This is a genomic window from Streptomyces sp. NPDC016845 (assembly GCF_044332585.1).
Classification (GTDB): Bacteria; Actinomycetota; Actinomycetes; order Streptomycetales; family Streptomycetaceae; genus Streptomyces.
This window is the reverse complement of record NZ_JBIRPI010000056.1, coordinates 1-11,661: the sequence shown is the minus strand read 5'-3', so window position 1 is coordinate 11,661 and position 11,661 is coordinate 1. Positions and strand designations below refer to the sequence as shown.

The 11,661-nt window shown below is 67.0% G+C and carries 7 protein-coding genes and 4 pseudogenes; 3 read left to right on the top strand and 8 right to left on the bottom strand.

Annotation, left to right across the window (positions count from 1 at the left end):
* Window positions 1–126 precede the first annotated feature (126 nt).
* The 3 genes and pseudogenes from ACH4RC_RS42095 to ACH4RC_RS42085 form a co-directional block, all read right to left on the bottom strand.
* Complete coding sequence (locus ACH4RC_RS42095) at window positions 127–2,028, bottom strand: Helicase associated domain protein (protein WP_398210361.1); 1,902 nt, start codon at window positions 2,026–2,028, stop codon at window positions 127–129.
* A 220-nt stretch (window positions 2,029–2,248) separates the two neighbouring features.
* A pseudogene (locus ACH4RC_RS42090) lies at window positions 2,249–2,737 on the bottom strand (DEAD/DEAH box helicase family protein); the annotation flags it as partial.
* A gap of 40 nt (window positions 2,738–2,777) precedes the next feature.
* Window positions 2,778–3,335, bottom strand: a complete 558-nt coding sequence (locus tag ACH4RC_RS42085) for a hypothetical protein (protein ID WP_398210360.1) — start codon at window positions 3,333–3,335, stop codon at window positions 2,778–2,780.
* 887 nt (window positions 3,336–4,222) lie between these two features.
* Here ACH4RC_RS42085 and ACH4RC_RS42080 point away from each other — a divergent pair.
* Window positions 4,223–4,402 carry a hypothetical protein gene (locus ACH4RC_RS42080; RefSeq protein WP_398210358.1) on the top strand — a complete coding sequence of 60 codons (180 nt, stop codon included), beginning with the start codon at window positions 4,223–4,225 and terminating at the stop codon, window positions 4,400–4,402.
* Window positions 4,403–4,693: 291 nt separating this feature from the next.
* Here ACH4RC_RS42080 and ACH4RC_RS42075 read toward each other — a convergent pair whose 3' ends face one another.
* On the bottom strand, window positions 4,694–4,840 hold the full coding sequence (locus ACH4RC_RS42075) for a hypothetical protein (RefSeq protein ID WP_398210355.1): 147 nt from the start codon (window positions 4,838–4,840) through the stop codon (window positions 4,694–4,696).
* A 530-nt stretch (window positions 4,841–5,370) separates the two neighbouring features.
* Between ACH4RC_RS42075 and ACH4RC_RS42070 the strand changes: the two are divergent.
* A pseudogene (locus ACH4RC_RS42070) lies at window positions 5,371–5,641 on the top strand (repressor LexA); the annotation flags it as partial.
* 111 nt (window positions 5,642–5,752) lie between these two features.
* Here ACH4RC_RS42070 and ACH4RC_RS42065 read toward each other — a convergent pair.
* From ACH4RC_RS42065 to ACH4RC_RS42050, 4 genes and pseudogenes are all read right to left on the bottom strand, one after another.
* Window positions 5,753–6,262 (bottom strand): annotated as a pseudogene (locus ACH4RC_RS42065) (vitamin B12-dependent ribonucleotide reductase); the annotation flags it as partial.
* Between the two features lie 633 nt (window positions 6,263–6,895).
* Window positions 6,896–7,465, bottom strand: a pseudogene (locus ACH4RC_RS42060) (vitamin B12-dependent ribonucleotide reductase); the annotation flags it as partial.
* Window positions 7,462–7,977, bottom strand: coding sequence for a transcriptional regulator NrdR (gene nrdR, locus ACH4RC_RS42055; RefSeq protein WP_398210353.1), 516 nt, complete (start codon window positions 7,975–7,977; stop codon window positions 7,462–7,464). The pseudogene ACH4RC_RS42060 and the gene nrdR, both read right to left, overlap by 4 nt.
* A 199-nt stretch (window positions 7,978–8,176) precedes the next feature.
* Window positions 8,177–10,867: a Helicase associated domain protein gene (locus ACH4RC_RS42050; RefSeq protein WP_398210350.1), complete on the bottom strand. Its 2,691-nt coding sequence runs from the start codon at window positions 10,865–10,867 to the stop codon at window positions 8,177–8,179.
* Between the two features lie 458 nt (window positions 10,868–11,325).
* Between ACH4RC_RS42050 and ACH4RC_RS42045 the strand changes: the two genes are divergently transcribed.
* On the top strand, window positions 11,326–11,529 hold the full coding sequence (locus ACH4RC_RS42045; RefSeq protein WP_398210347.1) for a hypothetical protein: 204 nt from the start codon (window positions 11,326–11,328) through the stop codon (window positions 11,527–11,529).
* The last annotated feature ends 132 nt before the right edge of the window (window positions 11,530–11,661 follow it).

The window sequence follows — 11,661 nt, the reverse complement described above, 5'->3', positions numbered from 1 at the left end:
GACCTGCAGACACTCCTCGCGACCTGGACCGGCGCCTGCCCCACCTGCCACCGCGACATACCCACACCACTACGAACATGACCAAGCACTACTAGTGGGTCGAACGCCAGTAAAGGAGTCGGATACCTACCGTCTACTCGTGCTCTCTCCGGGAGCGGTTGGCGACCCAGCCCGGATCGCGTACGGGAGCCGGCCGGCTGCGAGCGCGGCGGCTGCGGTGGTGACGACGCCCATCACGACCAGCGCATCCCGATCGCGGACAGCAGCTCCATCCGCTCCAGTGTCAGCGTCGCCGCCCGGCTGCGCTGATTCCCGATCCAGGCCCCCCAGCTTGTGCTCCCGCTCCGCCTGGTCTTCGCCGACGATCCGCTCGACCCACTTCCTCGGGACCTGAAGGTGTCCCTCGCGCTCGTAGAACTGCTTGGCGGCCTCGTAGTTCATGGCCCACTTGTCGGCCTGCGTGCGGCGCTGTTTCGGCTTCTCGTCCTCGGTCGCGGGCTCGATCCCGAGGACCTGCTCACACATCCACTGCTGCACGGTCGTGAGCTGGTCCCAGCCGAGCCGGACCGACTGCACCCACCGCCCGAGATCCTCGCCCTGGCGCAGAACTTCGCCCGCCGTGGTGGGCAGCGCCTCACCGGCGTCCAGGTGCATCCGCACGAGGTGGAAGCACCGCTGCCATGTCACCGGCCAGCTCGGGCACCAGGACGCGTCGATTTCCTCCAGCTGCTCGCGCCGTTCGTCCGAGAGCGCCCCGGTCGCTGACTGAACCGGCAGCCCCTCGGCACGCCGCTGCTCGTTCTCCTGCGCCTTGCGGGCGGCGGCCCGCGCGTTCTTCAGGAAGATGCCCACCTTCGCGCCCTGGAAGGTGGCGTCCAGCGGGGCCAGGAGGTGCCCGTGGTCGGCGGCCCACCCGCGCGCGGCGGACAGGCTCTCCTCCCACGCGACGTCGAAGTGGCTCCAGATCATGCCGAGCTTCTCCAGCTGCGCGACGCGGTCCTCGGCCATGGCGCCGCAGGCGTAGAAGCGGCGTGCGTCGGCGGTCCACTGCCCGAGCGGGAACCCGGCGAGCGAGGCCGGCCACCCGGTGGCTTCCGCCTCCTGGTCGTCGACGGCGGGCACGCGGAACGTGAACGGCACGCGGAGGTCACCGTGCTCGCGGGCGTAGATGACGGCGGCCTCCACGCCGCGCCGCCAGTGCTCGTGCTCCGGGTTGAGGACGCGCAGGTTGATGAACGCGGCGAGGGCGGCCGGGTCGCGGGGCGTGGAGAACTTCAGCAGGGCCTTGGCGGGGGCGCTGACGCCTCCGGAGCCCTCGCCGCTCCTGTCCGTGCTCTTGCCGCTGTCGTCTTTGGCTACGGGCTTGTAGCGGCTCGGGGCCTGCTGCTCCGCGAGGCTCTCCACGATCCGCGCGTCGTGCGCCCGCAGCGCCTCCAAAAGCTTCGCCAACCCGCCGAACGCCCGGGACGTCAGCATGTTGTCCGCCGTCTCGCCCGGCCCGAGCAGCACCGGCACCACCAGGGAAGCCACCTTGCTCTCGCCCGGCTGCATCCGCAGCGCCCGGCCCACCGCCTGAACCAGGTCGGGCATCGAACCGCGCACATCCGCCCAGTACACGGAGTCACAGTTTTTGGTGTCGACGCCCTCGCCCAACACCTTCACCGAGCACAGGAAACACTTCTCCACCACGGTGCCGTCCGTGGCGATCCCGGCCGCGAACTCACCAAGCAGACGCCGCCGGTGGAGCGGCTTGTGGTCCCCGCACAGCCAGTCTGCCCAGATCGTCTTCGGATACAGCTCGGGGTCAGATGCGTGAAGCTGCGCGGCGACGTCCGGAAGGCCGGCCGCGAACGCTGCGGCCTCCTTGACGACGTGGTGGAAGACGAGCGTGCGCCGGAAGTTCTCCTCCGCCGACGCCTTCACCAGGGCGGTCTGCAGCGCGGCGAGCCGGGCCCCGCGGACCTCTGCCGAGCGGCTTTCGGCGCCCAGGAGCTGCGCGGCCTGGAGCGCGGTGTCGGTGACGTCCACGCATACGACCTGGTAGGGGGGCACAGATTCCCCGGTCGATGGCCTCCGAGAGCGTCAACGTGAAGGCCCTGCTGCCGAAGGGGCCCTCGGGGTCGTCCTCCATGCTCGCGACCAGCTCGCCGGGTGCGCCGGCCTCGTCCTCGTCCCCGAGCTGCCAGAGCCGGGGCGTGGCCGTCATGCAGAGGCGGCGCAGGGAGGGGATCTTCTGGTTGTCGTGGACGACCGCCCACGGCTTCCCGATCCGGCCCGAAACGCGGTGGGCTTCGTCCACGACGATCAGGTCCCAAGCCGTGAGGCCCCCGGCGTGCGCGCGTTCCAGCGTGCCCAGCCCGAGGCTGGCGTACGTGGCGTACACGGTGACCTCATCCAGGCCCCGCGTCCACTCCACCAGTTCGTCCACGTCCGTGGTGTTGGGGAAGGACACCTCCTCGCCCCGCAGCGAGGACACCCCGATCATCGGCCCCCGACGGCCGCCCTCGCGCCACGCGGCCTCGGTCTGGGCGAGCAGGTCCAGCGAGGGCATGAGCACCAGCACATAGCCCGCGTGGAGCTCTTCGGCGCTGCGGGCGGCGACGAGGGTCTTGCCGGATCCGGTCGCCATGACCACTTGGGTGCGCAACCCTCGCTCGGGCGTGAGCGCTCGGGTGGGCGGTTCGAGGGCTCGGAGGATCGCGTCGACGGCTTCTCGCTGGTGAGGTCGTAGGTCCACGCCAGGCTCTCCTGTTGGTTGGGGCTATGGACTGTCTGCGTTAGGTGGCGTTGTAGGCGAGCTCGGCCAGCTGAAGGGCGCCGGCCAGGCTTGTCTCGTCGGTGAGGTCGACGCTGACGCGGTACTCCCGGTGCCCGGTAGTGAGGGTCCGGGCAGACTTGATGCCGAGCTCGTCGAGTTGCTGCTGGCTGTAGTTGAGCCGGAGGTTGATAGTGCTGTACTCCGCGTAGACATAGGCGAAGCCGCCGAACTGGGATCCCTGCCGGCGCAGGCGCAGGTAGCGGCTGTAGTCCAGGGGAGCGTCGGGCAGTGCGTTCTTGCGCTTGATGCCGTAGACACCGACGTTGTCCCACCGGGTCGTCTCATCGAGGAACCGGACGAACAGGCCGCGAGCCGGGCTGCGAAGCAGCAGCTGACGCACCGTTTCCTGCCCCTCGTCAGCCACTCCCGGAATCCGGGCCGGCAGAGTCCCGCTGTCGCGGCCGCCGTCGGGGACTACCGAAACGGCACCACGGTGGTAGTTGGTCAACTCTTTCAGTACCTGCGAGGCATCCAGCTCCTCAGGAGTGCCCTCGAACTGGAACACGGTCACCTTCATGAGATCCCCTCCAGGCTGACTGCCGTGCACTCTACCAACAACTATGTGTAGTCAGTACAGCTATACATAGTTTCTATAGATGCTCGCTGGGCGAACATTCAGAGGGAGACGTGATGTGCGTCGTGGGTCTTTCAGTGGTGTGACGCCATGGGCTTGCACTGCTGTATCTAGAGTGTGGGCTGGGGTTTTGGGCGTGTCAGGACTGTTAGCAGATGTCGTTTGCATGGTGAAGTCTGCTGCCGTTTCCCGGTGTTGTTGTGATGTCGCCTCTGTAGGCAGGCTGGATCGCCCGCCTGCGGGAGCTCCCCGCCCGCCCCGGGGTCGGCACTGAACGTCTCCTTGCGCTGCTGCACGTGCAGACCGATGAGGCCGGTGCCCTGGTCGTGCCGCCCGTCCCCCTGCCCGACCGTGACGGACCTACGGCCCCGTGCCCGTGCTGCCCTCTGCCCCGGCACGTCAGGCGCGCCCTTGCGTGAGGCGCCCGCCCCATGCCCAGGACGGCATAGGCGCCGGGCGCCCGGAACAAGGACTGGCAGCAGGCGAGGCGTGCTTCGGGCCGGGGCCCGGTGCCAGGGCGGCTGTGTTGGCCAAGCCTCCGTGACTGGCGAGCAGGGCAGGGGAGTAGGAGTGCAGCAGTTCCCCCTTCACGTGTCCGCGGACGCGGTTGGCGTGGAGGGGGAGCCGGCGGGCGCCGACCCTCCGCGGTATCGGCACCCCTGAGGCGGGGCTGGCTGGGGAGGGAGCTTCAACGCAACCAGCCCCGCCTGCCCTCCACATTCCTCTCCATGGCTTCCTCGAAGGGGTGACCGGGGCGCGCATCTCGCCTACGCCAACGAGCGGGTCTGACCCCGTGGCAGAGATGGCAGGGCAGACCGAGGCCCTGCGGAGTGGCTGCCGAGACCTACTCTCAGTACGTCACCGACTGGGTGGGAACCAAGCTGCGCTGGAAGCTCACCGCTGACCGGGCTGAGATCGCCGCGCTGAACAAGGTGGTCGATGGGTGCGGGTATGCCGACGTTGCCTACGAACACGTCCTTGAAGAAATACGGAGGAGGGCCTGTCCGTAGACGTGCCCCTTGCGTGCGGGAGTTCCTGATACTCGTCCCAAGGGGGCTTCTGGTCCTTGGTTCGTGTCGATGCGTCCTGGTGGCTGGCGCGAGGAAAATGTTGAGCTAAGGTCGGTAGTGTCGTCGTACGGAGTCCGTACGGCGCCGCCCGGCCCGCGAGGGTCGGGAACCACGAAGGGCCGAACCGCTCCAACGGTCCGACCCGTCGCGTGTGGTCTAACTATGAGCCCGGCCGTCTAACCATCGGCCGGGCTCAGTTTTTGAGCGCAGCCCTACGTCCGGGGCCACAGGTCACATCCAGAAGGATGCGAGCTCGACCACGATCTTTATGACGGTTCCTGCTGCTCCGAGCGCGGTGAGCCAGTCGGTCAGGGTCTTGCCCGGGGGCTTGATCTGTACCCGACGTCGCTTCACCGGCTGTTCGCTAGGTGTCGCCATTTTCTGCCTCCAGCGGTTCCAAAGACCCCTGGAACTACGGGGGTTCCTCCCAGTCGAGAGGCAACTCTGTGAGGTATCCGCTGGAGCAGCCTCCAGAGTAGGCGATGGCTTCGGTCGCGATGGACCGGGACCACAACTTCTGGGCTGCTGATGCAATCCAACCACTACATCTGGGGTTTGGCTGCCTTTGTAGCCCTAGTGCGTGTCGTCGGGCCCGAGTTGGCCGCGTACGGCACGGAAACCCCGCACGCCACAGCACCCGACGAGCACGACGCATGCACGAGGGGGCGGCGCCCCTCACCAGGGGTCCAGTGGCGGACTGGGAGCGCCCCTGAGGGAGTCTCGATCCCGGCGGCGAAGAGTACCGGATTGAGCCGAATTGCCGCTCCGCATGGTGGCTAGCCATACGCCTGGGCGCATGATCACGACAAGTAATCTACGGTTTTCACTCGAACGTGTGTTTGAACAACCTTTCGAAAGGAACTACCGTTGGCTAGCTAGGGAGACATTCTCGAGAGGGGCCGACCGACGTGACCACCACCGCAGACAGCGCCACCATCACTGCCCAGGGCCGCGCCCCGGGCCGACTCGAGCCGGTGCATGCCATGACTGACGTGCCCATGAGCCAGCAGGTCTAAAGCCGACCGTTCGCTGCCCAGCCGACCTCCAGGGATCCGTGCGGATAGTTGGGGTCTCACCGACCCCCAGCGTTGCGTGATCGAGGTCATCCGGGACTCGGTGCAGCGTCGCGGGTACCCGCCGTCGATGCGGGAGATCGGGCGGGTGATGGGCAGCTGTTCGTTCTGAAGGTCATCGGTGGCTCGATGGCCAAGGCGGTGATCATCGGGGGTGAATAGGTATGATTCGCCGCCAGCCCGGCGCGTAGACCAGGGACCTGGGGCAGCCACGTTACCCGGCCGACTTGAAGCAGATGTTCGTGAACTTGGAGACGTACGTCTCCAGCGGCACGCCGTACTGCAGACCCACGGAGACCGCGATGGAGAAGGCGTTTATCATGCCCGCGAGGGTGGAACCCTGCTTGGGCATCTTCAGGAAGACCTCGCCGAGACCGTCGTCCGGGTAGGAGTTGGCGGTCATGTAGCCCTCGGCGCCGCCCACCGTGAAGGAGGTGGTGATGCTGGGACGCCCCTTGGGAAGGTGCTTGCGGACCGGGCGGTACTCGACGACCTTCTCGACGGCCTTGCGGATGTCCGCCTCGGCCTTCGCCGTGACCTCGGTCTTCTCCTTCTCCTTGGTCTTGGCGGAGAGGGGCTGGCCGACCTTGCAGTTGTCGCGGTAGATGGCGAGCGCCTTGACGCCCATCTTCCAGGCCTCGAAGTAGACCTCCTCGACGTCCTCGACCGTCGCCGTCTCCGGCAGGTTGACGGTCTTGGAGAGGGCGCCAGAGATCCAGGGGTGGATCTCTGGCGCCGACCACGAGTAGCGCGTGGTTGGTGCCAACGACGTCCGAGAGTCCGGCGCGCTTGCGGGACATCTCGGCGAAGCGCTCCTGGGCGCACGCCTGGGAGTCCGTCGGGAGGGCGACGGAGTCGGTGAGCGGCTGAGGCGCACCGACTCCATGACCGCCGTCCTATCAGAGACCCGTGGGGCCGCGCCCTCCGTCATCGCTAGCGCGGCGGAGTCCAAGCCCCAAGGCGGCTATCCCAGCCGGGAGCGCTGAGACGGTGACGATGTAGGAAGCCGTATCAGCATCCACGGAGCCATTGATCAAGAGGCTCGCAGAGACGGCAACGCCCAAAAAGGCGATCAGGCCGCAGGCCCAAAACGCGGCATGCGGTCCCTTGCAAGCACGGGCGAACCCGCGACGTACGATGTCCAACGTGTTTCCCCTTCCGGGAAATCGTGTGGGAGGCCCTGATCGGCTGTGCTTGCTGGCTAGACGGTCAGGGCTTCCTCATGTCCGAAAGGTGCGGAGTGCACCCGTCAGTGAGGTTCCAGACCCTACCTGGGTGGGTGTTGAGTGAAACCCCTAGATCACAAAGACGGCCGCGGTGTGTCTTCCCTTCACCCCAGAGCCGTCGCCCCAGGTCAGATGAGGTTCAGGCCGGCGCCGGAGCCGCCCTTGAAGATCATGCCCTCTTCCTTGTACCAGTCGAGGATCGACTCCATGGAGTCGTCGACGGCCAGGATGAAGCAGGCGGAGACCTGCTGGGGCTGCGGGGTCCCGACGTTGAACCACACCGGCGAGTTGAAGCTGAAGATCTGGTGCAGGAGGGCGTACGCCAGCTCGTGCTCGAAGATCTCGGCGTCGGCGGGAGAGGCGAAGTACTTGTAGTCCTCGCCGGCCTTCCGATACGTCTTCACGATGCGGTCGATGAGCTGCTTGAGGCTCACCTCTCGCTGCGGAGTGCCGACGGCACCCCGGAAGTACTTACTGGTGACGATGTTGACCGCGTTCACCGACCAGAACTCGGGGAACTCGACGCCACGCTGCTCGAAATTGACCGAGCCGTCGCGCCAATTGGTCATGACGACGTCACGGCGCGCCCATTCCACCTCGTCGTACGGATGCACGCCGGGGGTGGTGTGAATGCGCTCGATACGCAGACCCTTGGGACCCTTGGTGCGGGATTCTCGTGCCGGGCCGCTCGCCGTCTCTGTCATGCCGCCTCCAAGTATCGGATTGATGATCTTTCGTACCTCTCGCCCGTACTGTCTGCCATGGTGTTCGGCGCCTGTTCCCTCAGCTCCGCGATGGCCGACTCGAAGTCCTCCAGCGAGTCGAACGCCCGGTACACGGACGCGAAGCGCAAGTAGGCGACGAGATCCAGCTCCTGAAGGGGGCCGAGCATGGCCAGTCCCACATCATGGGTGGTCAATTCGGCGCTTCCGGTGGCTCGCACCGCTTCTTCGACACGCTGACCGAGCAGAGCCAGAGCATCCTCGGTCACCGGCCGACCCTGGCAGGCCTTGCGTACGCCGTTGATGACCTTGGTGCGGCTGAAGGGCTCGGTGACCCCGCTCCGCTTGATCACCATGAGTGAACACGTCTCCACCGTCGTGAAACGGCGGGAGCAGTCCGGGCACTGACGGCGTCGGCGGATCGATGTGCCGTCGTCGGTGGTGCGGCTGTCGACGACCCGGCTGTCGGGATGCCTGCAGAAGGGACAGTGCATGTTCTCCCAACCCTCCTTCACGGCACGACGTGCATGCAGGTGTTAAAGCGCCCTGACTGGTTGATGAGCACGGTTGCTCGCACAGTCGACGGCGTCTGAGCGAGAAATCGCAATCCGCCCGCATCCGGCAATATGGGCGCGACAGTCACGTGGCTACACACGGGTTATGTCGTAATCCGGCGCAGGTGTTATATGCCGACTACCAGCGCATGCCGAGGTGGTCGAGTGCCGCTCGTCGTTGGTCGGTGAGCTTGCCAGCTCTGCGGCGGACGTTCGCCGTCCACATGCCCAGGTCGACCAAGACGTCGCCCTGGGGCGTGGTTTCGCGTCCGGTGGCAGCCGGCCCCGCGAGATCGGCGGGCAGGGCCTCAATGTGCTTGCGGGGGATGTTGAGGTGGCCTTCACGGTCCCGGTACTGGCGGGCGGCAGCCATGTTCAGCGCCCATTTGTGCTCCTGGGTCCGCTTCACCGGCCGTTCGTCCTTCGCGGCCGCGGCGATGCCCAGGGCGTTCTCCAGCAGCCACTGCTGCGCGGGTTGCAGCTGCTCGAATTCCAGGCGCTGCGCCTGTGCCCAGCGTCCGAGGTCTTCGCCCTGGACGACGACGTCCCCGGCCGCGGTGGGCAGGCTCCCGCCGTCGGCGAGATGGGCCTGGACGAGACGCAGGCAGCGCTGCCATCCGGTGTCCCAGCCCGGGCACCACCCGGGGTCGATGTCGTCGAGCTGGCGCCGCCGCTCGTCCGTGAGCGCCCCGGCCGCCGGCCCGGCCGGTTCCCCGGTCTCCCGGCGCGCGGCGATCCGGTCGGCGAGCCGGGCGGCGTCGCGCATGTTCTTCGCCCACTTCCCCACCGGGTACTCATTCCACACCGCGGTGGCCGGGGGCAGGAAATGCCCATGCACCTCGGCCCACGCCCGCGCGGCGGCAAGCCCGTCGGCGAACGCGTCGTCGCGCGGCGCCCACACCATCCCCAGCTCCTCCAGCTCCGTGGCGCGTTCAGGATCGAGCCGTCCGGCCTTGTAGGAGCGGCGCTGATGGGTCAGCCACACCCCCAGCGGGAACCCGGCAGGTGACCAGTCCTCGGGCGTCACGAAGGCGTACGGCACGTTCAACGGCCCCTCCCCGTACTCCTTCACATACCGGGCCGCGGCCTCGATACCGCGCAGCCAGTACGCGCCTTCCGGCTCCAGGACCCGCAGCCGCAGGAACCGCGCGAGCTCCACAGGATCCCTGGGGCTGGAGAACTTCAGCAGCTCCCGCGCCCCCGCACTCACCGCCGCGACCGCTGCATCGTCTTCCGCAGCGTCGATGTCCTCCGGGAAGTCACCATCGTCAGCGCCCTTAGGGCCGCCCTCGTCCCAACTGCCGCTCCTGGCACGGGAGTCGGCGAGCGCTTCAATGGTCTCAGTGTCGTGCGCACGCAACGCTTCAAGGACCTTTGCCAGCCCCCCATAAGCCGGAGACGTCAATAGATTGTCCACGTCTTCATCCGGACCAAGAAATACCGGGACGACCAGAGACGCAATTTTGCCCTGCCCAGGTTTCATACGCAGAGCCCGCCCAACCATTTGCACGATATCGACCATCGACCCGCGCACATCACAGAATGCAACGGAATCACAATTCGCCGTATCGACTCCTTCACCCAAAACGCGAACCGAGGCCAGCACCCGCAAAGCAGCGGGCAGTACCTCGACCCCAGCGCCCCCGCCCCGACGCTGCTCCTGGTCCTCGTGGTCCGGCTCCTGGTGCTCGATGACGTCGGAAGCGAACTCCTCCAGCACCGCCCGCCGATGAGCCGGCGCATGCTCACCATGCAACCAGGAAGCCCACACCCGCTTCGGATCCGGATACGTCCGCGGATCCTCCTCCCACAACCGCACCGCAATGTCGCCGATCCCAGAGGCCATGGCCTCGGCCTCGGCCACGCGGGAGTGGAAGGTGAGCACCTTGCGCAGGTTCTCCCGCGCGGCCGCGGTCAGCACCCCCGCCTGCAACGCCGCCAACCGCACCCCACGCACCCGCTCCGTCCCCGACCCGAGCTGCGCTCGGTGCCCGTACTCCGGATCACGAATATCGACACACACGACTTGATAAGGGGCAATCAGGCCCCGCTCAATCGCCTCTGACAGTGAGAGCTTGTAGGCGACGGGGCCGAAAACGGGGGAGTCCTCGCTCATGCTGGCCACCAGCCGCGAGTCCTCGCCACCGTCCCCGGTCCCGTCCTGGGTGGCCAGCCACACCCGCGGCGTCGCCGTCATGTACAACCTGCGCACCGCAGGAACCTTCCCCTGGTCATGCACAGCAGCCCACGGCTTCAGACCATCCCCACTCGTCCGGTGCGCCTCATCCACGACCATGAGGTCGAACGCCTCCAGACCCAGCGCGTGCGCCTTACGCAGCACGTCCACGGACGCGTACGTCCCGAACAGCGTGACCGTCTCCAGATCCCGCACCCCGTCGACCAGTTCACCCTCGTCCGTCGTGCACGGCAGCCCTCCCGAGTCCTTGGCCGGCAGGGAACACACTCCGACCATCGCGCCCGACCGACCCCCATCCCGCCGCCACGCCGCCGCCGTCTGCACCAACAGGTCCAGCGTCGGCACCAACACCACCACCCGCCGCGCCCCCAACCGCTGCGCGGCCGCGGCGGCAATGAGGGTCTTGCCGGAGCCGGTGGCGGCGATGCACTGGCACCGCAGCCCCTGCTCCGGCAGATGCCCGTCTGCGGGCGCCTGGAGGGCGCGCAGGATGGCGTCGACCGCTTCCACCTGATGGGGCCGCAACGTCTGCCCACAGGGCCGTGCCGTGGCTTCCAGGACCCGCTCACGCTGTGCGGCTGATACGTCTCCTGTCACCGCAGCGACATCCCTGCTGCGGGCGTCGACTGTCACTTTTCCTCCCGAGCTCAGGGGTGCTTCCGGTATGTTCATGGGCGTGGGGATCCTGCATTTCCGAGCGCCATACGCTGGCTTTACGCCTCGACTCGGTTAGCTCCTTTGACGGGCTGGTCGTCATCATGTTTTGCCTCATGGGAGAGGCGTTCTCAGTACATAAGGTAGCGGGCTCAAAGGTTTGACACACTCTGTTGGTGAGGCGGTCCTCAAGTCTGGGCAGCTGGCACCTTCAGGGTAGTGAGGTGAGCACGCACGATCGACCTCTGATCGGGCGCAGGCATAAGAGCCGGCCGGTAGCAGAGCCCCCAGAAGGGGAGCGACGGTGGGTCACCACACCGGCAATCGGTTGGGGGCTTCATCATGCACGCTGCCCGTTCGTGACCGTGGCGCCACGAGGCCGCGGTCTCTCGGGGCGCAGATGGCCAGGTGCCGGAGAGGCAATGCACACTAACTGGATGACCACACAGCCACAGGTTGGCTCCCTCTGGGCACGCCGCTACCCCGGTGCTCCGAAGCACGACTCTTACTTCCGGGTGGCTGGTGTATTCACCGTTGGCGAGACCACCTACATCGAGACCGAGGATCTCGAAGACGGTGGACTCAGTAGAGGACGACTTGAGCACGTCCTTGAGTTCGCGGAGCCTGCCAGCGACATCTGACCTCTTCCTCAGCAACCACCCGCCAGGCGGCAGGTGCAGCTTTTGTTGTCGAATGCGCGGAGCGGATTCGACTCAGGCGGGATCGCGGAGCGAGCCGAGCCGCCGGGCCGCGGAGCGGATCCGGCAGGCGTC

Bases quoted from the DNA above. Each gene is read 5' to 3' on its own strand.
- ACH4RC_RS42085 (WP_398210360.1), bottom strand. From the start codon at position 3,335: ATGAAGGTGACCGTGTTCCAGTTCGAGGGCACTCCTGAGGAGCTGGAT.
- ACH4RC_RS42075 (WP_398210355.1), bottom strand. From the start codon at position 4,840: ATGGCGACACCTAGCGAACAGCCGGTGAAGCGACGTCGGGTACAGATC.
- nrdR (WP_398210353.1), bottom strand. From the start codon at position 7,977: ATGCACTGTCCCTTCTGCAGGCATCCCGACAGCCGGGTCGTCGACAGC.
- ACH4RC_RS42045 (WP_398210347.1), top strand. From the start codon at position 11,326: ATGACCACACAGCCACAGGTTGGCTCCCTCTGGGCACGCCGCTACCCC.